The organism is Mucilaginibacter sp. CSA2-8R (assembly GCF_038806765.1).
Taxonomy (GTDB): domain Bacteria; phylum Bacteroidota; class Bacteroidia; order Sphingobacteriales; family Sphingobacteriaceae; genus Mucilaginibacter.
This window is the reverse complement of the sequence record NZ_CP152389.1, coordinates 161,637-186,639: the sequence shown is the minus strand read 5'-3', so window position 1 is coordinate 186,639 and position 25,003 is coordinate 161,637. Positions and strand designations below refer to the sequence as shown.

Genomic DNA, 25,003 nt, shown 5'->3' with positions numbered 1-25,003 from the left:
CATTCCCTTTAATTTGACGTTGATTTAAGATTTAAACCGTCATAATGTCTTTCTCTTTTGCGTCGGACAGTTGATCTACCTTTACAATGTAAGTATCAACCAGTTTCTGCACGTCGGCCTCTCCTACTTTAATTTCGTCTTCAGAAACGCCTTCGGTTTTTAATTTCTTAATTTTATCATTAATATCTTTACGGATATTACGGATGGCTACTTTACCGTTTTCGGCCTCACTTTTTAAACGTTTAACCAACTCACGACGACGCTCTTCGGTTAGTGGCGGTACATTAATACGGATAATACTGCCATCGTTTTGAGGGTTAAAACCTAACGATGATTCTTTAATTGCTTTTTCGATAGGCACCAGTAACGATTTTTCCCACGGCTGGATTACGATAGTACGTGCATCCGGGGTATTTACGTTACCTATCTGGCTTAATGGCGTAGGGGTACCATAGTAATCTACCACTAAACCATCCAGCATAGCCGGACTGGCTTTGCCAGCACGTATCTTTGATAACTCGTTATCTGTATGACTTATAGCTTTGTCCATCAAAGACTTGGCATCATTCAGTTGTTTCTTAATGAGTTCGCTCATTGTATTTTATTTTTTGTAATTGCAAAAATAGTAAATCCTGATATAGTCGGTAACGCGAGTAAGTAATTAAGATAACAAAAACTCCAGTTTTTGATTTAATAAATGCTCCATCATTAAAACTGTATCTGGGATATATTAATGATTATTTTACTAAAGTGCCTACTTTCTCACCTTGGGCAATCTTTAAGAAATTACCCTCTTTGTTCATATCAAATACGATGATGGGCAATTTGTTTTCCTGGCATAACGTAAACGCAGTCATATCCATTACATTCAACCCTTTGCTGTAAACCTCATCAAAGCTTACCTCATCATAACGGGTAGCGGTAGGGTCCTTTTCCGGGTCGGCGGTGTAAATACCGTCTACACGTGTACCTTTTAACACAACATCTGCCTTAATTTCGATAGCACGTAGCGAAGCAGCAGTATCGGTAGTAAAGTAAGGGTTACCTGTACCTGCACCAAAGATGACTACTTTGCCGGTTTCTAAATGAGTCATGGCGCGGCGACGGATATAAGGCTCACAAATCTGCTCCATTTTAATGGCCGATTGCAAACGGGTATCTACGCCAATACCTTCTAAGGCACTTTGCAAAGCCATACAATTAATTACGGTGGCCAGCATACCCATATAATCAGCTTGCGCACGCTCCATACCCGATTTTTCGGCGCTTAATCCCCTAAAAATGTTACCTCCGCCCACAACAATGGCTACTTCAATGCCGGCATCACAAACAGTTTTAATATCATGTGCGTATTGCAGCACACGTGCATTATCAATACCGTATTGCCTTGCGCCCATTAACGATTCGCCGCTTAGCTTCAGTAAAATTCTGTTGTACTTCATGCAGATAATGATTTTATAGTATTTAGTGAAATATTAGTTGTGTACTTTACCTTTAAATACGGTAAATTTATGATTAAGCCCGGCATCAAAAATAATCAAATCTGCCTCAAATCCGGCTTCTACTTTTCCTTTAGTTGATAAATTAGCTAATTGCGCCGGATACAATGAAGCCATATTGATAGCCTCGCTCAATTCGATACCCGCAAAATTTACGCAATTAGCTACGGCTTGTAACATGCTTAGTGCCGAACCGGATAGCGTACCATCGGGCATTACGTACCGATTGTCTTTATACTGGTGCTGGTAAGTACCTTCAGTTGCCTCAGTAACGGCATCAGTAATTAAAAACAATTTGTTACCTAAATTACGCTTAGCCAGTTTAATCATGGGGTACGAAACATGGATACCGTCGGCCACTATACTCGTATAAGGCTGTTCTTCAAAAATAGCCGGGATAATGCCCGGTTCGCGATGATGAATGGGCGGCATGGCATTATACAGGTGTGTTACTGCCGGGATGCTTTGATTTAAAAACTGTTTACCCTGCTCATAAGTTGCATTGCTATGGCCGGATGACAGGATGATATTTTGGCTACGCAGATAGTCAATAACTTCTTCATCCTGCAATTCAGGCGCCACAGTCATCATTTTAATTTCGCCGTTAGCCAGTTCAATCCAGCTTTTAACCTCTGTTAATGTAGCTTTCTTGATATACTTTTCGGGATGAGCGCCTTTTCGTGCGGCATTAAGATACGGGCCTTCTAAGTGCAAACCCAAAAAGTTACCTACAGCCTGCTTACTATACAACTTGGCAGCATCAATTGCCTTTAAAACAACCTCTTCACTATTAGTTGCCACAGTGGCAAAAAACCCTGTACACCCTTGTTGCAGCAGTGCAACTTCCATTTGCCGCAAGGCCGCCTCACTGGGTAACCCGCCGAATAAGGCACCGCCTGCACCGTAAATTTGTAAGTCGAGTAGTCCAGGCGCTATGTAGTCGCCTTTCAGGTCAATCAGCTGTGCACCGGCCGGTATGTCCTGTTCGTTAACAACAGCTAATATCTTATCCTGATCAATAATAACAGCTTTACCTGAGGTGATGGCACCACCGGTTACAATTTGAGTGTTGTATAACGCTGTTAACATTCTGGTTATTAAAATAAAGTTCAAAAAAAATCCCCGCCTTTTGAAAGGCGGGGATTTAATAATTAAGCTCCTAAAGCAACTCGCTTAAATGCGGTTACCGTTAAACCTTTTTCAACACCGTTTAAAAACTGAACAATAGTTTTAGACGGGTCTTTTACAAACTCCTGATTTAACAATGTAGAATCTTTATAAAATTTGTTCAGTTTACCCTGAGCAATTTTTTCTACCATTTCTTCGGGCTTGCCTTCAGCGCGGATTTGCTCTTTAGCAATAGCTAATTCACGCTCAATAGTAGTAGCGTCAACATCACCTTTATCTAAAGCAACAGGGTTCATGGCCGCAATTTGCATCGCCACGTCTTTACCGGCTTCTTCTGCACCTGCAACATTAGCGCTTAAGCCAACCAATACACCTAAACGGAAGTTACCGTGGATGTAAGCAACTACTTTCTCGCCTTCTAATACTTCGTATTTAGATACACCGATTTTCTCGCCGATTTTACCGGTCATGTCAGTAATAGCTTCACCAATTTTAACACGTGAAGTTTCGGTATCGATTTCCAGGTTGTTTAAATCGTCAATAGTAGCCGGTAGGTGTTGTACTGCCCCGTTTGCAATAGCGTTAGCAAACGCAATAAACTCAGCATTTTTAGCCACAAAGTCGGTTTCGCAGTTTAAAGATATAATTACGCCACGTTTGCCATCCTCAGAAGTACGGGCAATAACCACACCTTCGTTAGATTCTCTGTCTTGACGGCTAGCTGCTACTTTAGCGCCTTTTTTTCTTAAATAGTCAATAGCTGCTTCAAAGTCGCCGTTGGTTTCGGTAAGGGCTTTTTTGCAGTCCATCATACCTGCACCGGTTTGCTGGCGCAGTTTGTTTACGTCTGATGCAGAAATTTGTACTGTAGACATTGTTTTTATGGATTGTATGCTATGTTTTGCCTGTATGGCAATTCATAGCAAAATTAGTGATCTGTTTATAAAAAGAAAGTTGCCAATTGCAAATTGCAGCATTTAAATACTAACAACCCGCAACCGGCAACTTTATATATGCTTATTAAGCAGCGCCGTTACCTTCAGTGGCTGTAGTATCAACAGCGTCTGATGGTGCTTCAGTTTCAGCAGCTACACGACGACGACGGGTGCCTTCGTTAGCAGCAGCATCACTGCCGCCATCAACTTTTGCTTTTGCAGCAGCACCTTCTTTTTCAGTTTCGTCTTCTTTTTCGCGTTTACGCTCATCTAAACCTTCCTGAATAGCCTGGATAATGATACCGGTAACCAATGAAATTGATTTGGTAGCGTCATCGTTAGCCGGAATAGGGAAATCGATGTTTGAAGGGTCAGAGTTAGTATCTACCATTGCAAAGGTAGGAATGTTTAACTTCAAAGCTTCAGATACAGCGATATGCTCTTTCTTAACGTCGATCAGGAACAATGCAGCCGGTAAACGGTTTAAATCAGAAATACCACCTAACAAAGTTTCCAATTTAATACGCTCACGCTGAATCATCAGACGCTCTTTTTTAGAAAGATTGCTGTAAGTACCATCTTTAGTCAATTTGTCGATGTTTGACATCTTTTTGATTGACTTGCGCACGGTAGCAAAGTTAGTTAACATACCACCTAACCAACGCTCGGTTACGAAAGGCATGTTTACTGTTTTTGCATAATCGGCAACGATATCTTTTGCTTGTTTCTTGGTAGCTACAAACAAAACTTTACGGCCTGATTTTACAATTTGTTTTATAGCTGAAGCAGCTTCTTCAACCTTGGTTAAGGTTTTATTTAAATCGATAATGTGGATACCATTACGCTCCATGAAAATGTACTGCGCCATTTTCGGATCCCATTTACGGGTAAGGTGGCCAAAGTGTACACCTGCATCCAGTAAATCCTGATATGTTGTTCTTGCCATTGTTGTGTCCTCCTTAAAATATTAACGTTTACTGAATTGGAATTTCCTGCGTGCTTTACGACGTCCTGGTTTTTTACGCTCAACCATACGGTCATCACGAGTCATTAAGCCTTTGGCACGTAATGCAGGTTTTTTCTCAGCATCAAGTTCAACAATAGCCTTAGCGATAGCTAAACGAACGGCTTCTGCCTGTCCTTTTACACCACCACCGGCAACATTTACCATAATATCGAATTTACCTTCTGAACCGGAAACCAGTAAAGATTGGGTAGCAACGTATTGTAATGGCAAGGTTGGGAAATACTCTTTGTAATCTTTACCGTTAACGGTAAGGGCACCGTTACCTTCGTTTAAGTAAACGCGGGCAACAGCTGTTTTTCTTCTACCTGAAGTGTTAGTTGTTGGCATTTTTTCTTTTCTCCTTTAAAATTAAAAGTTAATGGTTGTAGGGTTTTGCGCAGCATGCGGATGCTGAGCACCGGCATAAACGTGCAGGTTGCCATAAATGGCACGGCCCAAACGATTTTTAGGTAACATACCACGAACGGCTTTCTCAATAACGCGCTCAGGGAATTTAGCCATTAACTCCTTAGGAGAAATGAAACGCTGACCACCTGGATAACCAGTGTAAGAAACGTATTGCTTGTCGGCAAATTTGTTTCCGGTCAGTTTTACCTTGTCTGCATTGATAACAATAACGTTATCACCGCAGTCTACGTTTGGAGTGAAGCCTGGTTTGTGTTTACCTCTGATGATTGCAGCAATCTTAGAGGTCAAGCGCCCCAAAATCTCGCCTTCCGCGTCAACAACAACCCATTGTTTGTTAACGGTTTTTTTGTTGGCTGAGACAGTTTTGTAACTTAACGTATTCACTTGCTTTAAATTAATTTATATGAAACAGTTTACTATACCCCGTAATTTCGGGACTGCAAAGATACGAGTATCCAATTAATTTACAAGTGGTTTGCAAAAAATTCATGAAGAAGAAGTCGGGTAATTAATGTAGTATTTTTCTTAACGCTTTTGCGTCAGGTAATTCTTCCCCTATTGCAACGTCTTCATACATAATTCCTATTGCATGCTTTCCAACGTCAAACGCCATGACATCGCCTTTAACGTTGATGGTAAAATGCAAATTGGGCTGTTCGGCTCTAAACAAAAAGTAACTTCGGTAATTGAAAGTTTGCTGTACAGGGTACTTTGTTTTTTTATTAATAGAGTATATAGATATCATAACAGCCGTATCAACGTGCACAGAGCTGTGCACTTCATACATCCTGATTTGTTCAACACCCGAACTTTTCCACGATTTAATATAGTAGTTTTTGATGCGCTCTTCGGTAAATTTGTATCCGTTTAAATTAAGCTTTGTAAAAAAATTAAACGCCTTAAAATTAAAGTTACGATCTTCATGGGCAAGGTTTATTCCATGAGTATGATGCAAAATATCCCTCGCCCGTTTTAAATCAGGCCCGAGCATACATAATACCGGCTGCTTTATTAGTGTTAAAGCAGATAACCAAAGCAGTATTATTGAGCGTAACACTTATAGTTTGTTATAAATTGGCATCAAAATGCTGATTCACCAAATCCATCACCATATTAGCACGTAATGGTTTATGATAAAAAGTGGTAATGTTTTTATCACGCAGGGCACGTTCGCGGTCAGAGTTGTTGAGCGAGGTAGTAAGCATAATAACCACAATGCGCGCTTTCTGGCTGTCGCTCAATTGCTGGTAAGCTTCCATAAATTCCCACCCGTTCATTCCCGGCATATTGATGTCTAAAAAAATAATGCCCGGCTTGCTCATTTGATCGGTCTGCTCATATTTACCGGTGCTGGTTAAAAAATCGAGTGCTTCGCTAGCTGAGGATAGGGCCTGTACTTCTACTTCCAATCCTGTTTTTTCAATTACCTTTTTATGAATCAGGTTGGTGGGCTTATCATCGTCAATCAACAGCACACACTCCAGGTCTTTAATTTTTGGCATTGAGTGGTTAATTATATTTATAATGCAATAGTAAAACTAAATACGCTGCCTTTACCCGGCACCGACTTTACACTAATATCTCCGTTGTGCATCACAGCTATCTTTTTGCAATTTGCTAACCCAATCCCATTGCCCGAAAACTCTTCACGGTTATGTAAACGCTGAAATATTAAAAAAATCTTTTCTTCGTGCTGCGGCTCAATACCTATTCCATTATCGCTTACATTAAATCGCCACCCTTTTTTAAAAGGCTCTGCACTTATTTCAATTACAGGCGGCACATCTTTACGGTAAAATTTAAGCGCATTAATAATCAGGTTTTGAAAAAGCTGCCTTAACTCAGTAGCATACGCGGTTACAGATGGCATCTGGCCATAAATAATTTGCGCTCCTGTTACAGCAATACGCTGGTCTAAATCACTTACAATATTGGCCAGCAACCCATTAACATCAACTTTCCTTATGCCATTTTCTCTACCAATATGCGAGTAGTCGAGCAAATCTTTGATGAGGTTGCGCATCCGGCTGGTTGCTTGATTAATGTACTCCATATAAAGCTGCCCGTCACCGTCAAATAAATGCCCGTACTCTTCTTTAAACAATTCTACAAAGCTGCTTACGGTAAGTAAAGGCTCCTGTAAATCGTGAGAGGCAATGTAAACGAACTGTTCCAGTTCCTTATTTTTTAGCTGTAGCTCTTTCAGGTGTTGCTGTATGGCTTCGGCCGCCAGCATTTTGTCGGTTAAATCGCGCGTTACTTTAGTAAATCCTACAATACTACCCTGTTCATCGTGTATAGCAGTAATAACAATGCTTCCCCAAAATTGGCTGCCGTCTTTACGCACCCGCCAACCTTCGCTTATGGCCTTGCCTTTTGTTTTAGCAGTTTCTATAAGTGATTCTGGTTTGAGGTTTTCGCGGTCTTCATCCGTGTAAAACAGCCTGAAATTCTTTCCGATAATTTCGCTCGCTTTGTACCCTTTTATCTTTTCAGCGCCTTTGTTCCAGTTTTCAATATTCCCGTTCTCATCTAACAGCAGTATCGCGTAGTCTTCAATTTCTTCAACCATCTTTGACAGCCGAAACTGCTTCACTGCGTTGTTCATACTTTAATAAAGCTAATGGAGAGATATTAAAAGGTTACAATAATTTAGTACCTGAAAACTAATAAAAGATAAGCACGCGTTAAAAAGAAAAGACTAAAAATTAGCTGATAGGTCAACAAATTAACTTAATGGAAATCTCCACCCTTACTAAAAAGCAACTCAGTTATTTTCACAATTATGTAAGCTCAAAGCCATAAATGAAAACGTTCGGTACAGCTATCTGCCGATAGCCCGATAATTGTACAAAGATGATGATGAATGCTATTAAACTAAGTGTGCTCGACCAGTCGCCGGTACGAAAAGGGGTAACGGCAGCGCAGGCCGTACATGAAACGGTGGAGCTGGCTAAACTGGCCGACGCGTTAGGCTACACCCGTTATTGGGTATCAGAACATCATAATACCGGTAGCCTGGCAGGTTCAACCCCCGAGGTTTTGATTGCTCACCTGGCTGGGCAAACCAAATACCTGCGCATAGGGTCGGGGGGCGTTATGCTGCCTAACCATAGTGCTTTAAAAGTTGCCGAAAATTTCAGGATGCTGGAAGCCCTGTTTCCGGGCCGTATTGATTTAGGTATGGGCCGTGCACCGGGTACCGACCGGCTGACAGCCTCCGTGCTCAATCCTTCTAACCAGTTTAACGAGCAGGACTTTGCCGAACAATTGATGGACTTGCAAAACTATTTTCATGACACGGCCGAAGATGGGCCGGTAGCTGCCCGCATCAGAGCTATACCCATGATTGATACTGTGCCGGCGCAATGGCTGCTTAGCTCGAGCGGGCAAAGTAGTTTGTATGCGGCTCATTTTGGTATGGGCTTTTCGTTCGCACACTTTATTAACCCTATAGGTGGAGCCAATGCTATCGACCTTTACCGGGCACGGTTCGAACCGTCTGAAGATTTAGCACTGCCCGAAGCCAACGTGGCGATCTTTGCCTTTTGCTCAGAAGATGAAGAAAAATTAAGGCAGCACCAGGCTATAATGGATTATCGCTTTATACAGTTTGAAAAAGGTGGTGGAATTAATCCGTTAGGCTATGATGACGTTAAAAATGCTACTTATACCCTGCAGGAGCAGGAACGTATCCAAATTAACCGACGCCGCGTCATCAGCGGTACGCCCCAACAAATGAAAACTATCATTACTAAATTGGCTAACACTTACCAGGTTGACGAGGTAATGCTGGTGACCATTACTGAACACTTTGAAGACCGCCTGGAATCATACCGATTACTGGCCCGTCAGTTTGAACTGGACATGAGCAGACAAAGTGCCCATGAACATTTTTTGCAATAAAACGTAAAACCGGGAGTTAATTATAATACGTATACTAACCAAAGGTAAGCACAAAAAGAGACTGTTTTATTGTGGAAAACTATTAACATTTAGCTTATTAAGTGCTACCTTTGCGCAAATTAACAACACTCTTTAAAATCATTTATAGTACTGTACTATAATATACTTACAACGTGATTATTATTATTTTTTTCTTCTGCCACTGGTTTTTATCCTTGTTTTTTCAAACGTTTTACCTGCACCGGTATGCGGCTCATAAAATGTTCAGCACGCCAAAAGTAACTGAACGTATTTTTCACACGCTTACCTTTATTTGCCAGGGATCATCGTTTCTAAATCCGCGTGCGTATGCAATTATGCACCGCGAACATCACGCTTACAGCGATACCGAAAAAGACCCGCATTCGCCGCACTTTTTTACGGATGTGTTTCAGATGATGTATAAAACTGCAATCAGTTTCAGAATTTATGAAAAGCGTATACGCGAGCCCGAAGCCCAATTCAGAGGCAACTATCCGGAGTGGCGTTTGCTTGACTATTATGGTTCGCATACTGTTACCCGTATTGGGTTCGGCTTGTTATATGTAGCCTTTTACGCCGCTTTTGCTGATGCCTGGTGGCAGTGGTTGTTGTTACCTATCCAGTTTATCATGGGCCCTTTACATGGCGCTATTGTAAACTGGTGCGGACACAAATACGGCTACTCAAACTTTGACAATGGTGATAAATCTAAAAACACCACCCCTTTCGACTTTTTAATGCTGGGTGAGCTTTTCCAGAACAATCACCACAAACGCCCTAACAGCCCTAACTTTGGTGCCCGCTGGTTTGAAATTGACCCGGTTTACCCGGTGATGAAAGTAATGCACTGGATGCGCATTATCCGCTTACGCAAGCCGTCGGCTGTTTAACATTACAGCATTCATGATATTTGCAGGTCGTTAACTAATTAGCGACCTTTTTTATTGCCTCTTGCTAATTGTAACACATCGTTTAATAAGCTAAAATCTTACTGCCAAACCCCTATCTTTGCCCCTCATAAACAAACAACTATGAGTGTATCGGTTTTGGCTCAAACCTTAAAAGGTTCTGAGATTATTAAAATAGGAAACGAGATAAACGAACTTAAACGCCAGGGCCAGCAAATTGCCAACTTAACCATCGGCGATTTTGACCCGCATATCTACCCTATCCCTGCCGAATTGCAGCAGGGTATTATTGAGGCCTATCAGGACCATCAAACCAATTATCCGCCGGCTGACGGATTACTGGACCTGCGCAAACAGGTGGCTACATTTTTAGCCGAACAGCACCACATTGAAGTAACCCCTAATGAGGTTTTAATTGCCAGCGGATCGCGTCCTTTAATTTACTCTACTTTTTTAGCTCTGATTGATCCGGGAGATAAGGTAATCTATCCATTACCATCATGGAATAATAACCACTACGCTCATATTACCGGCGCGCAGGAAATACAAATCAGCACCACGCCCGAAAATAACTTTTTACCTAAAGCAGGTGATATTGCCCCGCACATTAAAGGAGCTACATTGCTGTGCTTATGTTCGCCGCAAAACCCTACCGGTACCATGTTTGAGAAAGCCGACCTGGAAGAGATTTGCGACCTGGTGATTGCCGAAAACGCGTCGCGCCAGCCCGGCGAAAAACCACTGTACATTATGTACGACCAAATTTATGCCATGCTCACTTTTGGCAAAAAGCATTATGACCCGGTTACCCTGCGCCCCGAATTAAAAGATTATACCTTATACATTGACGGCATTTCGAAATGTTTGGCTGCCACTGGTGTACGTGTGGGTTGGGGCTTTGGACCAGAAAAGGTTATTGCCCAAATGAAATCTATTGTTGGCCACATGGGTGCCTGGGCACCAAAGGCAGAACAAGTAGCTACCGCCAAGTATCTGCAGCAAACTGATGCTTTGCACCAATACCTCAATAATTTTAGCGGCCGCGTACAGGAAAGCCTGAGCACACTGTACAACGGCTTTAAGCAACTGAAGGACGAAGGTTTAGCTGTGGATGCTATTGAGCCTATGGGCGCTATTTACTTGACGGTAAAAGTTGATTACATTGGCAAAACCACACCTGATGGCCAGGTATTGCAAACATCAGCCGATATTAATTTTTATCTGATAAAAGCGGCCAAAGTAGCTTTAGTGCCGTTCTCGGCATTTGGCACCGGCGAGGATGTAACCTGGTTCCGTGCATCGGTAGGCACCTCAACACTCGAAGACATCCAGAACATGATACCGCGAATTCGCGAAGCCTTAAGCGCACTGAAATAGCCATCAGTAGTAAACGTTTATAAAAATAAGCCGTGCTGCTGGTTTTGCTAAACATGACCAACAGTACGGCTTATTTTTTTATAGGCACGTACATTTTATGTTAGCTAAGCCGCATCAGATATAAACCTCACCAACCGCCGTTTGGCTACCGGCAACAGCGTTTGCTCTAAGGGGAAAGTCACATTGCTTTGCACATGGTACATGGCCGGGTTAGGCAAATGCCTGCGGTTTTTGATGAGTTGCTGTTTGATAGCTTGTGGTGTGTTTACCAAACTTTGCTCAAAAATATCAATCAGGTTAATGTGGATGCCCCGGTACTTATCGCTTTGGTTTTCGAACAAGGCAATCTGATATTCATACACCCAATTAGTTCTGTGGGTGCCGTTGCTTAGCGTAAAATAGCCATTGTAAGGCATCAGCGGTACTAAACCTATGGGGTCAATATCCAGGCAGCTTTCTACAAAATCGTAAATCTCCTGCCCCGTTTGCAGGGCGGGGTCCATCTTTTTTAAGGCGTAGGTTATAATGCGCTCTATTTCCTGCATGGTGTAATCATCCTGCACCATCTTTTTATAAGTAAGCTTTACTGCTTCAAAGTCGGCTTTGCTTATCCGCTGCGGAAAGGTTTGTTGCAGTACCGTTTTATTATCTTTAAAATTAAGCAGGTTACGGTAATGAAACATCAGGTCGGCCAAGTTAGGGTATAAATGACTTTTATCGAAGTGCCGGTTAATTTCCTGCAAATAAGCCAGTAAAACATACTTTTTGTGTTCAAAATCAAAAACTCCCTCTATAAACCAATCTTTACTCAGTGATTTCATACGCAACTATGTTATTGTTTAACCTAATTTAAAAATAAAAAAGCCAAATTTGCAACATGCCCGCCGGAACACTTTTTTTAATACCGGTTCCGCTTGCTGATGATGCCGCGGCCCAATCATTTACGCCCTACCTGGTACATACCATTAACCAGATTACCGAGTATATTGTAGAGAACGAAAAGACTGCCCGCAAGTTTCTTAAACAAGCCGGCCTGACTACCCCGCAAAACCAACTCATCATACACGATTATGGCAAGCACCAGCGCAGTGCAGATATTGCCACCTTTTTTAGCGGTTTAACTGCCGGTCGCGATGCCGGTTTAATGAGCGAGGCCGGTTGCCCGGGCGTAGCCGACCCTGGAGCAGACATCGTAGCCGAAGCGCATCGCCGGGGCATTAAGGTAGTGCCTTTGGTTGGACCAAGCTCTATTTTATTATCGCTGATGGCCTCGGGGTTTAACGGGCAGAGCTTTACTTTTCATGGTTATTTGCCTATTGATAAAGGCCAGCGCAGCAAGCGCATTAAAGAGTTAGAAAGCCAGGCCGAACGCTTTGGTCAGACACAGTTGTTTATCGAAACCCCATTCCGTAATAACCAATTGCTGGATGAAGTGTTAAAAGTTTGCAAACCAGCAACCCGGCTATGCATTGCCTGTAATCTTACCGCGCTCGACGAGATGGTACAAACCCAAACCGTTGACCAATGGAAAAAGCAGCAACCTGATTTGCACAAACGTCCGGTTATTTTTCTGCTGTATAAAGCATGATTCGGTCTGATATATTCGCAGCTATTATTTACTGATTGACTTAATTCATCAGCCCAATATTTTTGAGCATATTTGGATATGACACCTGTTGCTCAAAGCCCAACCCAGGTATTAATTGTAGGCGCCGGACCATCAGGCTTAATGATGGCAGCACAATTACTGCGCTACGGCCTGCAACCTGTTATTATTGATAACCGTCAGGGGCCAACCCGCCAGTCAAGAGCGCTGGCCGTACAAGCACGCTCCTTAGAGATTTACCGTCAGTTAGGCATTGTCGATACCGTTATTGCAGAAGGCTTTGCAGCCGCAGGCGTCAACTTTTATGATGAGGGCGAACAAAAAGCCAGTTTTGCTATACAAAACACTGGGCAGGACGAAACGCCTTTCCCCTTTGTACATATCTATCCACAAAATAAGAACGAACGAACGCTGCTCAATTATTTGACAGATAGAAGCTGCCCGGTATACTGGAATACTTCATTAACAGATTTGCAACAGCAACCGGGCGAAGTTAAAGCAACCCTGAGCAATGGCGAACAACACTATACTTTAACCTGCCAGTGGCTCATTGGGGCCGATGGTGCACATAGCCAGGTAAGGAAACAGCTGCAAATTCGGTTTAATGGAGATACCTATCACAGCCGGTTTTACCTGGCGGATGTAATTATGCCGGGTAATGAGAAACTAATTAACATTTATTTAGCGCCGAGAGACTTTGCCGCATTTTTCCCGATGCCTGGGCAGGGTGCTTATCGCATTGTAGGCAATATTCCGCCAGAGTTAGTCAACAAGCCAGAATTTACGTTAGCCGACGTGCTGCCTGCTTTAAAAAAGATTACCGGCAGTAATCTGCCCGTTTTAGATTGTACCTGGTTTACTACCTACCAGTTGCATCACCGCATGGCGGTCAGGTTTAGCCTAGGGCGTTGCTTTTTAATTGGCGATGCGGCCCACATTCACTCTCCTATTGGCGGGCAGGGCATGAATACCGGACTGCAGGACGCTTACAACCTAGCCTGGAAACTTGCAGGTGTAATACAAAATAAATTAAAACCGGAGATATTAAACAGCTATGCTGCCGAGCGCATGCCGGTAGCTAAAGACTTACTTCAAAGTACTGACCGGGCATTTAAAATAATTATATCAGATAGCTTATGGGCCAGGCCGGCTAAAAAGTGGCTTTTACCAGTACTGTTACGCAAGGCATGGCAAAACGAAGCCTTAAGGTTTAAGCTTTTTAAACGCGTATCGCAAACCGGTATTAGCTACACCCATAGCAGCTTAAATTTGCATTTGAGTCAATTAACTACTATTAAAGCAGGCGACAGGCTACCTTATTTAAAAATATACGACGAGAAAAAACAGCAACAAACCGACTTACACGCCTGGTGCGGCAAACCCGGTTTTACTTTAATTACCATGGGTTTATTGCAGGAATTATACGTATTTAGCCTAGCCAAATGGATTACGCAGAATTATAATGGATGGCTTAACTTTTATCACCTGCCGCCATCGGTAAAAAACCAGCGGGTTTTTGATACATTTGGGATTAACGCCGGGCAAAGCAAAGCGCTTATTGTGCGGCCCGATATGCATATTGGCTTTATTAACGACGTGGTAGATCTGGAAATGATGAAAAATTACCTCGAAAATGTAGCAGGATGTATTCCCTACCCTACCAGTCCGGCTTAGCTTAAATTGCCGGACTCTCCAAGGCTTAACCGTGTATAGTTTCCTTTTTACCGTAATTTTTAATCACATCGGCCTCATAGGCCAAAAAGGCATTCCAGCGGCTGTCTACATCAATTTTGCCGGCATACTTTTTTGCCAGGCGTATAAAGGTGGTGTAATGGGTAGCCTCACTAATCATCAGCTCATGATAAAAAGCGGCCAGCTCGGCATCATTGATATTTTCGGATAGCACCTTAAAGCGTTCACAACTGCGTGCCTCAATCATAGCAGCAAAAAGCAGGCGGTCTATCAGTTGCTCTTCGCGGCTGCCACCCTTTTTCATAAATTTGAGCAGCTCGCCTACGTAATCATCTTTACGCTCGCGGCCCAATGTATAGCCGCGGGCCAAAATAATGTCGTGTACACGCTTAAAGTGATCCATTTCTTCCTGCACCAGCAAAGCCATCTCCTGCACCAAATCGCTCAGGTTAGGATTTTGCACAATGAGCGTAATGGCATTACTGGCCGCCTTTTGCTCACAAAAAGCATGATCGGTTAATATTTCCTCAATATTACTTTCCACCACGTTGGTTACCCAACGCGGATCGGTGGGTAATTGCAGTTTTAAAATGGTTCTTTCGCTCACAGCTGTAAAGATAAGATTTTAGTAAAGAGAAGTCGTTCCATCAATTAAACAGTATTTCTTTACCTAACAACTACCTATTTCAATTCAGCCACAAAGGCTTCCATTGCCGCACCCGGATTGGCCTGGCGCATAAAATTTTCGCCAATTAAAAAGCCGTTAAAGCCTACCGCTTTTAATTGCTTTATGGTTTCCGGGTTACTGATAGCGCTTTCAGATATTTTTAAGAAGCTATCAGGAATATGCTCTACCAGCCGGAACGAGTTTTCGACCGATACGGTAAAATCGGCCAGGTTACGGTTGTTAACGCCTACGGCATCTATGTTATCATCCAGGCTACGCTCCAGCTCTTCCAGGTTGTGCACCTCAAGCAGTACATTAAGGCCTATGCTTTTGGCCAGAGCCGCAAACTGTTTAATTTCGGCTGGCGTAAGTATAGCTGCAATCAGTAAAACAATATCGGCACCCAGGGTTTTGGCTTCCACAATCTGGTACTCATCAATCATGAAATCCTTACGCAAAATAGGCACATAACAAAACCGGGCAGCGGTGAGCAAATCGGTTTTGCTACCGCCAAAAAAGTTGCGGTCGGTTAGTACCGATAAAGCCGAAGCACCGGCCTGCTCATAGGCCTTGGTTACCTCACGAACTTTAACGTCATCGTTAATAATACCTTTTGATGGCGATTTGCGCTTAAATTCGGCAATAATTCCGGTACGGTCCGGATCCAGCAAAAAATCGCGGAAGGATAATGGTTCCCGCGAAAATAATTCGCGCTCTTCTAATTGTGTATAAGAGGTAACCATTTTAGATGCCATTACCTCTTTCTTTTTACGCTGTACTATTTTATCTAATATTGTCATAAATCATCTCCCCCACTTATAGTAAACGTAAAGCAGGAGGCCAACTAATATATTTAATATAAATTCTCTTCTGAAGATGCTGCCTGCTTTTCTATAAAACCGCCTACCGATGGTATGCTAAGCCAGTTACGCATCATTTCTTTACCGTACTCGGTAAGTACCGATTCGGGATGAAACTGTACACCGCGTACATCTAATGTTTTGTGACGCAGTGCCATAATCGAGTTATCTTTTTCGTCGATGGCGGTAACTACTAAATCATCAGGCAAACCCTCTTTCGAAACCACCCATGAGTGGTAACGGCCTACATTAATTTGCTCGGGCAAACCGGTAAACAGGGCCTCAGTGGCATCAGTTACTTTAACAGGCGTTGCGATGCCGTGCATTGGCCGGCTTAAATTATACAAACTGCCACCAAACGCTTCGGCAATAGCCTGCTGACCTAAACAAACGCCAAATATACTTTTGGTAGGCGCATACGTCTTAATTACATCCAGCAGCAAACCCGCCTCAGATGGGATACCCGGCCCCGGCGATAAAATAATTTTATCAAACTGTTCTATATCTTCCAGCTTAAACTGGTCGTTACGCCACACCTCGCATTCCAAGCCTAATTCATTTATCAAATGCACCAGGTTGTAAGTAAACGAGTCGTAATTATCTACAATTAAAATTCTGCCTGCACCTTTATTTTCTGTGGCCACTTTACCGTCTGTATTATTCATAGTTACTTAAGCTTTTACAGCCTGCTAAACTTGTGTTAATTCTTTAATCTACAATTCCTGCGCCATCTCAATAGCTTTACGCAAGGCAGCTACTTTATTATTGACCTCGTTAAGTTCACTTTGGGCAACCGAATCAGCTACAATACCGGCACCTGCCTGGTAATGTAATACACTATTTTTGCTTAGCAGCGAGCGTATCATAATGGCATGGTTAAAATCGCCATTAAAACCCAGGTAACCTATCGCGCCGCTGTAAAAACTACGTTTAACGTTTTCGTTCTCGTCAATAATTTCCATCGCCCTAAATTTTGGCGCACCGCTCAGTGTACCGGCCGGGAAGGTATCGGCTACTATTTTAAACGACGAAACATTAGGCTTTAACTTACCGCTTACATGCGAAACCAGGTGAATTAAATGCGAATAATACTGCACCTGTTTAAATGCCTTAACGGCAACCTGCTCGCAATGGCGACTTAAATCGTTACGGGCCAAATCTACCAGCATTACGTGCTCGGCAGATTCTTTAGGATCATTTTCAAGCGCTTTTGCAGCCTCGGCATCATTCTCGTCGTTACCGGTGCGTTTAAATGTACCTGCTATAGGGTAAATGCTGGCTACCCGGTTTTTGATGGTAATCTGCGCCTCAGGCGATGAACCAAAAATGCGGAAATCACCGTAGTCAAAATAAAACAAATAAGGCGACGGGTTAATGGAGCGCAGGGCTCGGTACACGTTAAACTCATCGCCGGCAAAGGCTTGCGAAAAAGCACGTGATGGCACAATCTGGAAAACGTCGCCACGATAAATGTGCTGCTTCATTTTCTCAACAATGGCCATAAAACCGTCGTCGGTCAGGTTCGACTGCTCAGCGTCTTTACTTTGAAAATAATATTCCGGAAAATCTTTACTCTTCAATAGGTATTGCATTTTTTCAATACCCTCGTTGTTATCCGGCGTTTCACCAAAACGATTCTCGAATATATAAAGCTCGTTCTTAAAATGATCTATAGCGATGATGTATCGGTAAATATGATACTGCATTTCGGGCACCTTGCGAGGATCATCAGCTATTTTTTTTAAGGTGATGGTTTCAAAATGCTCTACCGCCTCGTGCGTAAAATAACCAAACATACCACTGCTGATCACTTTGAGCGGCAGGGTGTTTGCATCAAAACGTTTTAAAAAGGCATCTATCTGGTTTACCAGATTAAATTGCCCTGCAGCAAAAGTTTCCTCACTGCCATCTGGGTACTGCTCACGCAATTCGCCCTGGTTTAAAACTAAACCGGCAATAGGCTCACAGCATATATAGCTTAAGCTGTTATCTCGGCTATGGTAATCAGAACTCTCTAACAGCAACGAATTAGGAAATATATCGCGCAATCGCAGATAAATACTTACCGGGGTAGTGGTATCGGCAAGCAGTTTTTTATAGTTAGTATGTAGTTTAAACTTTTGCATAAATGGGTTAACAAATATCCATAAAAAAACCCGGCGTGGTTAGCGCCGGGTCTCAAATCAGGTTTATAATTGCTTAATTTTTTAATTCATAAACTTACCGGGCTCCTTTAATTAAGGTGCCACCAGCCAAGATTATGCAATTGTTTTGTCATATATACAAAGGCAAATATAGAAAGAAATATGGCGCTGCAAACTTTTTATGAAACTTTTTTTCGTTATGCAGGGCAATAATTTTTGCTAAAACCTGTTAGCCGAAACAAAATGCGCTTTTACAATCCGGTTACGCCTAAAAACGGACGGTGACTTTGCAGGATAGCTACTACAATTACTACCACGGCCAGCAAATAAAATATGGCAATAGCGCGGTGTTTATCCTCCGGAACAACTGCTTTTTTAGATCGGCTGTGGCCAATGGTAATTAAAATCAATGCAAATATCATCATGGCAATGTGCTCAACAGTCCAGTAGCGGGTGGTAGCATCTTTCATGGTATTACCGCCAAACTGTACAAAGGGGCTCAAAAAATACAATGCCAAGCCAATCAGCAATTGTGTGTGCGCCGAGATCATGGCAAATAAGTTGAGCTTACGGTTTCCCTTCGAATAGGTTTTGTGCCCTAACCAACCCACCAAAGATTGGATAATAGCCACTAAAACAAGAGCCAGCACAATAAATCTTACAAAAGAGTGCAGGTATCTTAAAATTTCGTACGCAGACATAGTATTAATTTTTCGACAAATATAAAAGAAAATACCCCACCCTATTCTTTTTGAAAAAATTGATGTAACAATCAAGACAATATTAAAAAATCGCAAAAATAAGCCTCTTAAATAGATATATTTAAAGCGATTAACCCAAATACTGCAAAATGAAGAAAATTTTACTTGCTTGTTTTGCCCTCCTGATTACCCATTTAAGCTACGCCCAGGAAACTTTCCCGGTTAACGGCTCGTGGGATATCCGATCTGGGCAGTACGCCTTCACTAACGCTACTATTGTTGTGAACGCCAACCAAACCATTAGTAATGGTACATTGATTATTAAAGACGGTTACATTGAGTCGGTAGGTGCCGGCGGCTCCGCACCTAAAGGCTATGTAACTGTTGATTTAAAGGGCAAATTTATCTATCCCGGATTGGTAGATGCCTTTACTACTTATGGCATACCCGAAGTGCCTCGCCAGGCAGGCGGCTTTGGCGGTTTTAACCGGGTATCAGTACCCGTATCTACCAAGCCAGGCCCTTATGGCTGGAATGACGCCATCCGTCCGGATGTGCAGGCCCGTAAACTATTCCACGTAAATACAATTCGTGCCGACGAATTAAAACGTAATGGCTTTGGTGCGGTGCAAACCCTGGTTCAGGATGGTATTGCACGGGGCACGTCATCGGTATTAACACTGGCCAACGCCAGCGACAACGAGGTGATGATTAAGGATGAAGTTGCCGCACATTACTCGTTTAGCAAGGGTACAGCAGCTACTAATTATCCGTCATCATTAATGGGCAGCATTGCGCTGCTGCGTCAAACTTATTACGATGCCCAATGGTACAAAGGTCAGAACAAAGAATACAACATCTCTTTGGCCGAGTTTAACCGCACCCAGGCTCTGCCGCAAATTTTTGAAGTGAGCGACGTGCAAAGCATTTTACGTGCAGACAAAATAGCTAAAGAGTTTGCCAAACAGTATATCTACAAAACCGACGGACAAGAGTACCAGCGCATTGATGTTATTAAAGCATTAAATGCGAGCTTTATTGTTCCGCTAAACTTTCCGGCAGCGTTTGATGTGGAAGATGCTTTAGAAGCCCGCAATATATCATACGCCCAAATGAAAAACTGGGAACTTGCACCAACCAACCCTGCAGCGCTCGAGAAAGCAGGCATCCGCTTTGCAATAACCAGCGCGGGCTTAAATAATGCACGTGATTTTTGGACAAACCTGCGCACAGCCATTACCAATGGGTTAAGCGAAAAGCAGGCATTAATGTCATTAACCGAGGTACCGGCATCTATGTTAGGTGTTAGCGATAAAGTAGGAAGCCTGGCGAAAGGCAAAGTGGCTAACTTTATTATTACCTCGTCTAACCTGTTTAAATCAGACAATATCATTTACGAAAATTGGGTACAAGGCCAAAAATTTGTAGTAAGCAAAATGGACGTGAGCGATTTGCGCGGAACGTATTCATTAAGCGGCAGCGGCCTGGCTAACACTACCTTGGTTATTGGTGGCACACCAGGCGCATACACCGCCAACATTAGCCGTACCGGTGCTGACAGTGCCCGCGCACAAGGCACCATTGTACGTACAGGCGATTTGGTAAACCTATATTTTGATCTAAAAAATAAGCCATCGGGCAACATCCGCTTAAACGGCTACATCACTTCTTTATCGCCTGTTACATTGCGTGGCGAGGGTGCGCTGCCTGATGGTGGTGCAGTAAGATGGACAGCTACCTACACAGGCGCTGCCCCCACAGGTGGTTTTAGCGGCAGAGGCGGCCGCGGTGCAGGAGCCGATCAAACGGCTAAAACACCAGTGGTAGGCCCGGTAGTTTATCCGTTTGTGGCTTTTGGCAATACCAGCATCCCTAAAACAGAAACTACCTTATTTAAAAACGCAACCGTTTGGACTAACGAAAAAGAAGGTATTCTGCAAAATGCAGATGTACTGATAGAGGGCGGTAAAATTAAAGCTGTTGGTAAAAACCTTTCGGCCGCAGGCGCTAAAGTTATTGATGCCACCGGCAAGCACATTTCGGCAGGTATTATTGACGAGCACTCACACATCGCTGCATCAAACGGTATTAACGAAGGCACACAATCCGTAACTTCTGAAGTGCGCATAGCCGATGTAATTGATGCCGAAGACATTAATATTTACCGCCAGTTAGCCGGTGGTGTTACTACCTCGCACATTTTGCATGGTTCGGCTAATGCTATTGGCGGCCAAACCCAATTGATGAAACACCGCTGGGGATTATTGCCCGAGCAGTTAAAATTTGAAGGCAGCGATGGCTTTATCAAATTTGCATTGGGCGAAAACGTAAAACAGAGCAACCGCTCGGCCAGCTTTGGCGATGCTAACGTCCGTTTCCCGCAAACCCGCATGGGTGTGGAGCAGGTATATATTGATGCCTTTACCCGGGCTAAAGAGTATAAAGCTGCGCGTGCTGCTAAAAACAGTACCACACGCCGCGACCTGGAACTGGATGCCCTGGTAGAGATATTAGATGGCAAACGCTTTATTACCTGCCACTCTTACGTACAATCAGAAATCAATATGCTGATGCACGTAGCCGACTCCATGGGCTTTAAAATTAACACGTTTACACACATCCTGGAAGGTTATAAAGTGGCCGACAAAATGAAAGCACGTAGAATTGCCGGCTCTACCTTTTCTGACTGGTGGGCTTACAAAATGGAGGTAGCCGAAGCTATTCCTTACAATGGCAAATTAATGCACGAAGTAGGTGTATTAACCGGCTTTAACTCTGATGATGCCGAAATGGCCCGCCGCCTTAACCAGGAAGCTGCTAAAGCAGTAACCTATGGTACAATGAGCCAGGAAGATGCGCTTAAACTGGTTACCCTTAACCCGGCTAAAATGATGCACATCGAAAACCGTGTGGGTAGTTTAAAACCAGGCAAGGATGCTGACTTGGTATTATGGTCGGCTAACCCGCTGTCTATTTATGCAGTAGCCGAAAAAACTTATGTTGACGGTGTGCCTTACTGGGATTATGCCAAAGACGCCGAACAGCAAAAAGCGTTAAAAGCTGATGAAGGCCGTATCATCCAAAAAATGATTGAGTCTAAAAGTCGCGGCAATGCTACGCAACGCCCGGCATTTCAGCGTCCGCGTTTGTACGAGTGTACCGACATTGAAGATGCGGCTTACGTTATTGCTGATGAGTATAACGGCATGAAGCAAAATCAAACAGCTATTGAAAAAGCACAACATTAATCCTCTCATCCCTGATACAGTTATGAAAAAGAAATTAGTTTTAAGTTTTGGAGGATTAATGCTCAGCACGGTCCTCGCGTTTGGCCAGGCTACTATTATGCCGGCCAAGCCACAAGCCGGCCCCGTGGTAATTACCGGAGCCACCATACACGTGGGCAACGGCCAGGTTATAAATAACGGCTACATCGCCTTTGACAAAGGTAAAATTACCGCTGTTGGTACCGGCACTGCCCCTAACACTTCTGGTGCAACCGTAGTTAATGCCAACGGCAAACAGGTTTATCCAGGCTTTATCTGTCCTATTACCTCGTTAGGCTTGGTAGAGTTTGAATCGGTGAAGGCTACTGATGACGAAACTGAAACCGGCGAATTAAATCCACATGTGCGTTCGCTTATTGCTTATAATACCGATTCAAAGGTAATTCCTACTGTTCGCTCAAACGGTGTTTTGCTGGCGCAGCCTACCCCTCAGGGCGGCACTATGCCGGGCCAGTCGTCAGTAATGATGCTAGACGGATGGAACTGGGAAGATGCCGCTTATAAAAAAGACATCGGCATACATCTTAACTGGCCTGTAGCCCGCACGGCACGCGGCCGTCGCGGAGGTTTTGGGGTACCGGCAGGCATCCCGCAAGAGTCGCCGGCTGAACGTGCACAAAAAGCCATTGATGATATTGCCAGTCTGTTTTCGCAAGCAAAAAGCTATAACGAAAGTAAGCCTGCCGTGATTAATACGCGTTTAGCAGCTATGGCTGGGTTATTTAATGGCACGAAAAAACTATTTATTAATGCTGATGGCGCCAAAGAGATTACCCAGGCAGTAAACTTTGCCAAGCAATTTGGAGTACAAGCCGTTATTGTTGGCGGTCGTGAGTCTTACTTAGTTACTGATGTTTTAAAAGACAATAACGTACCAGTAATAATTAAAGAAACCCAAGCCCTGCCCGATAAGGATGAAGACGATGTATACCTACCCTATAAACTGCCGCACTTATTACAAGATGCCGGTGTATTATATGGCTTAACTGGTACTGGTTTTTGGCGCCAGCGCAATTTACCTTTTGAGGCAGGCCAGGCTGTAGGCTATGGCTTGAGCAAAGAGCAGGCGGTATCCATGATTACACTAAACAATGCCAAAATTTTAGGCTTGGATAAAACTACTGGCACACTCGAAACCGGTAAAGACGCCAACCTATTTATCTCTACCGGCGATGCATTGGATATGCTGACCCTGAATGTAGAGAACGCTTACATACAGGGAAAAGGCATTAGCCTGGATAATTTGCACAAGCAACTTTACCGCCGCTATGCCGAAAAATATGGTTTGAAACCCCAGTTGAGTGATAAATAACAAGCAGTAATCTCAGCTACAAGATAAAAGCTTGCCAAATTCGGCAAGCTTTTATTTTTAATTAAGCATGGCAATTAATACCTGCGTAGCTACATCATCATACCTGGCATATTCATTTTTTGATGCTGATGGTTTTTCATCATCTTCATGAGTGATGGGTTAACCCGGATATAAATTTCAAACCCTATTGGGGTTTTGCCATACAAGGGCTGCAATGCAGTTGGCGAAAAGTTGAAAGATGCCTGGGCTCCCAACCGTAAGTCAGTATTTTTGATTTGGGTGATTATTTGGTTGGCACCCAATGTTATCGCATTGATATTGAAAGCAGGATTAGCCGGAAAGCTATTATCCAAAGCCAACTCTTCCGCATTTTTACGCACAAAAATGTAGTTGCCATATAAGGCCGTTTTGTGCAGTTGCAAATTGCTCTCCAGCATAGCCGAAGGTAACGTTTCGCCACCATGGTTGTAATGGTTTTGCCCGTATACCAGCGAAGCCGTGAAATGGCTATCCTCGTTAAGCTGTTTGGCATACATAGCCGACGCGGTAAAAAGCTTCACATCATGATCGGGATCTAAGGCCTCTGGGCTTTTAATCCATCCGTGCGACACCTGCAAGGCCCAGTTCCGGCTGGGGTTGTAAGATAAACGCATTGCGTAAGAGTCAAATTTTGGAGCATCAAAACCATACCGCTCCTCGTCCGGTTCGCGCCCTTTAAAAGTCGAGCCTTCCAATTTTACATTTTTGTACCTGAAACCTAACGTAGCGACACCAAAAGTAATATGGGTAGCATCAGCATAATGGTGCTGCAATGGCGCATCAGGATTGTTCATGCCCGACAGGCGGTGCATAAATACCGGCGGCCCCAGAGCAGGTTCGCCCGGATAGCCGATAGAAGCATATACATCCGTTTGCGGGGCAATGCGTTGCGAATAGGCTATGTTCAACTCAGAAAATAAATCGTGTGGGTGCTGGCGGTCAACCAGCTTTTGCCCTTGATATGATTCGCCTGTTTGATAAAGCAAAGGGTAACCGTTCAATCCCACCAAAAACGGGTCGAGCGAGATCATGGCATTGGCCGAAAACAAACCGTTGCGGCCTACTTTACGCTGGGTCATGCCCATCAACCAGTTAGGCGCATCAAACTCGTGCCCGCCGCGACTGCCCGATTTAAAAATGTCTTGGTGGGTATAACGGGCAAAAAAATTGCCATGCACCATGCTCATCCACTTTTTGCCATGCACCATGTAACCATAAACCGGCGTTTCGTCAGGCACCCACGACGAACCAGAACCGTTACGGTTCATGGGCAAATCGCGAGATAACTGACTGCTCATCATCATCGAACTGCCAGTATCAACTGCTAACACCTTTTCAAAACGATGGCGAGCCTCCGGCGGGTTCATTTGCTTACGGTGCTCGCTATGAGCAATACTATCCGTTTGGTTATGGTGCTCATGCTGGGCAAAGCCTGCCTGCCACGCTAACAAGCCGGTAACCATTAAAAATAACGTCTTCATCATTA

At 43.5% G+C, this 25,003-nt stretch carries 24 protein-coding genes; 7 read left to right on the top strand and 17 right to left on the bottom strand.

Features of this window, described 5'->3' with window-relative positions; all coding sequences use genetic code 11:
- Positions 1–31: 31 nt before the first annotated feature.
- From frr to AAGR14_RS00750, 10 genes are all read right to left on the bottom strand, one after another.
- Positions 32–595 (bottom strand): ribosome recycling factor, encoded by a 564-nt coding sequence (gene frr / locus AAGR14_RS00795; RefSeq protein WP_342646689.1) that lies wholly within the window; start codon positions 593–595, stop codon positions 32–34.
- Positions 596–737: 142 nt separating this feature from the next.
- On the bottom strand, positions 738–1,442 hold the full coding sequence (gene pyrH, locus AAGR14_RS00790; protein ID WP_342646688.1) for a UMP kinase: 705 nt from the start codon (positions 1,440–1,442) through the stop codon (positions 738–740).
- 33 nt (positions 1,443–1,475) lie between these two features.
- Positions 1,476–2,588: an N-acetylglucosamine-6-phosphate deacetylase gene (gene nagA / locus AAGR14_RS00785; protein ID WP_342646687.1), complete on the bottom strand. Its 1,113-nt coding sequence runs from the start codon at positions 2,586–2,588 to the stop codon at positions 1,476–1,478.
- Positions 2,589–2,650: 62 nt separating this feature from the next.
- Entirely contained in the window at positions 2,651–3,502 is an 852-nt protein-coding gene (tsf, locus tag AAGR14_RS00780) for a translation elongation factor Ts (protein WP_342646686.1), read from the bottom strand.
- 145 nt (positions 3,503–3,647) lie between these two features.
- Positions 3,648–4,508, bottom strand: coding sequence for a 30S ribosomal protein S2 (gene rpsB / locus AAGR14_RS00775; RefSeq protein ID WP_342646685.1), 861 nt, complete (start codon positions 4,506–4,508; stop codon positions 3,648–3,650).
- 21 nt (positions 4,509–4,529) lie between these two features.
- Positions 4,530–4,916, bottom strand: coding sequence for a 30S ribosomal protein S9 (gene rpsI, locus AAGR14_RS00770; protein WP_342646684.1), 387 nt, complete (start codon positions 4,914–4,916; stop codon positions 4,530–4,532).
- A gap of 21 nt (positions 4,917–4,937) precedes the next feature.
- The gene (gene rplM, locus AAGR14_RS00765) at positions 4,938–5,381 is read right to left on the bottom strand and encodes a 50S ribosomal protein L13 (protein WP_342646683.1); all 444 of its coding nucleotides are present in this window, start codon (positions 5,379–5,381) and stop codon (positions 4,938–4,940) included.
- A 124-nt stretch (positions 5,382–5,505) separates the two neighbouring features.
- Entirely contained in the window at positions 5,506–5,952 is a 447-nt protein-coding gene (locus AAGR14_RS00760; protein ID WP_342646682.1) for a hypothetical protein, read from the bottom strand.
- Positions 5,953–6,064: 112 nt separating this feature from the next.
- Positions 6,065–6,499: a response regulator gene (locus AAGR14_RS00755; RefSeq protein ID WP_342646681.1), complete on the bottom strand. Its 435-nt coding sequence runs from the start codon at positions 6,497–6,499 to the stop codon at positions 6,065–6,067.
- A 17-nt stretch (positions 6,500–6,516) separates the two neighbouring features.
- Positions 6,517–7,605, bottom strand: coding sequence for an ATP-binding protein (locus AAGR14_RS00750; protein WP_342646680.1), 1,089 nt, complete (start codon positions 7,603–7,605; stop codon positions 6,517–6,519).
- A gap of 248 nt (positions 7,606–7,853) precedes the next feature.
- On the opposite strand from AAGR14_RS00750, the gene AAGR14_RS00745 reads away from it, so the two are divergent.
- The 3 genes from AAGR14_RS00745 (at position 7,854) to AAGR14_RS00735 (ending at position 11,209) form a co-directional block, all read left to right on the top strand.
- Entirely contained in the window at positions 7,854–8,903 is a 1,050-nt protein-coding gene (locus tag AAGR14_RS00745) for an LLM class flavin-dependent oxidoreductase (RefSeq protein WP_342646679.1), read from the top strand.
- Positions 8,904–9,076: 173 nt separating this feature from the next.
- The gene (locus tag AAGR14_RS00740; protein WP_342646678.1) at positions 9,077–9,814 is read left to right on the top strand and encodes an acyl-CoA desaturase; all 738 of its coding nucleotides are present in this window, start codon (positions 9,077–9,079) and stop codon (positions 9,812–9,814) included.
- Positions 9,815–9,955: 141 nt separating this feature from the next.
- Positions 9,956–11,209, top strand: a complete 1,254-nt coding sequence (locus AAGR14_RS00735; RefSeq protein WP_342646677.1) for an aminotransferase class I/II-fold pyridoxal phosphate-dependent enzyme — start codon at positions 9,956–9,958, stop codon at positions 11,207–11,209.
- 104 nt (positions 11,210–11,313) lie between these two features.
- Here the strand turns inward: AAGR14_RS00735 and AAGR14_RS00730 are convergent, their stop codons facing one another.
- Complete coding sequence (locus AAGR14_RS00730) at positions 11,314–12,030, bottom strand: hypothetical protein (protein ID WP_342646676.1); 717 nt, start codon at positions 12,028–12,030, stop codon at positions 11,314–11,316.
- 56 nt (positions 12,031–12,086) lie between these two features.
- On the opposite strand from AAGR14_RS00730, the gene AAGR14_RS00725 reads away from it, so the two are divergent.
- Together AAGR14_RS00725 and AAGR14_RS00720 are read left to right on the top strand one after the other, a co-directional pair.
- Positions 12,087–12,797, top strand: a complete 711-nt coding sequence (locus AAGR14_RS00725; RefSeq protein WP_342646675.1) for an SAM-dependent methyltransferase — start codon at positions 12,087–12,089, stop codon at positions 12,795–12,797.
- Between the two features lie 78 nt (positions 12,798–12,875).
- A complete protein-coding gene (locus AAGR14_RS00720) occupies positions 12,876–14,489 on the top strand; it encodes an FAD-dependent monooxygenase (protein ID WP_342646674.1) in 1,614 nt (537 codons plus the stop codon).
- Between the two features lie 25 nt (positions 14,490–14,514).
- On the opposite strand, the gene AAGR14_RS00715 is transcribed toward AAGR14_RS00720, so the two are convergent.
- From AAGR14_RS00715 to AAGR14_RS00695, 5 genes are all read right to left on the bottom strand, one after another.
- The gene (locus AAGR14_RS00715; RefSeq protein ID WP_342646673.1) at positions 14,515–15,114 is read right to left on the bottom strand and encodes a tRNA-(ms[2]io[6]A)-hydroxylase; all 600 of its coding nucleotides are present in this window, start codon (positions 15,112–15,114) and stop codon (positions 14,515–14,517) included.
- 74 nt (positions 15,115–15,188) lie between these two features.
- Positions 15,189–15,974, bottom strand: a complete 786-nt coding sequence (trpC, locus tag AAGR14_RS00710) for an indole-3-glycerol phosphate synthase TrpC (RefSeq protein ID WP_342646672.1) — start codon at positions 15,972–15,974, stop codon at positions 15,189–15,191.
- A gap of 53 nt (positions 15,975–16,027) precedes the next feature.
- A complete protein-coding gene (locus tag AAGR14_RS00705) occupies positions 16,028–16,699 on the bottom strand; it encodes an aminodeoxychorismate/anthranilate synthase component II (RefSeq protein ID WP_342646671.1) in 672 nt (223 codons plus the stop codon).
- 48 nt (positions 16,700–16,747) lie between these two features.
- Positions 16,748–18,160, bottom strand: coding sequence for an anthranilate synthase component I family protein (locus AAGR14_RS00700; protein WP_342646670.1), 1,413 nt, complete (start codon positions 18,158–18,160; stop codon positions 16,748–16,750).
- A gap of 269 nt (positions 18,161–18,429) precedes the next feature.
- Positions 18,430–18,879 carry a cytochrome B gene (locus AAGR14_RS00695; protein WP_342646669.1) on the bottom strand — a complete coding sequence of 150 codons (450 nt, stop codon included), beginning with the start codon at positions 18,877–18,879 and terminating at the stop codon, positions 18,430–18,432.
- A gap of 149 nt (positions 18,880–19,028) precedes the next feature.
- Here AAGR14_RS00695 and AAGR14_RS00690 point away from each other — a divergent pair, with 149 nt between their 5' ends.
- Together AAGR14_RS00690 and AAGR14_RS00685 are read left to right on the top strand one after the other, a co-directional pair.
- On the top strand, positions 19,029–22,127 hold the full coding sequence (locus tag AAGR14_RS00690) for an amidohydrolase family protein (protein ID WP_342646668.1): 3,099 nt from the start codon (positions 19,029–19,031) through the stop codon (positions 22,125–22,127).
- Positions 22,128–22,149: 22 nt separating this feature from the next.
- Positions 22,150–23,478: an amidohydrolase family protein gene (locus AAGR14_RS00685; protein ID WP_342646667.1), complete on the top strand. Its 1,329-nt coding sequence runs from the start codon at positions 22,150–22,152 to the stop codon at positions 23,476–23,478.
- A gap of 89 nt (positions 23,479–23,567) precedes the next feature.
- Here the strand turns inward: AAGR14_RS00685 and AAGR14_RS00680 are convergent, their stop codons facing one another.
- A complete protein-coding gene (locus tag AAGR14_RS00680) occupies positions 23,568–25,001 on the bottom strand; it encodes a hypothetical protein (RefSeq protein ID WP_342646666.1) in 1,434 nt (477 codons plus the stop codon).
- Between the last annotated feature and the right edge of the window lie 2 nt (positions 25,002–25,003).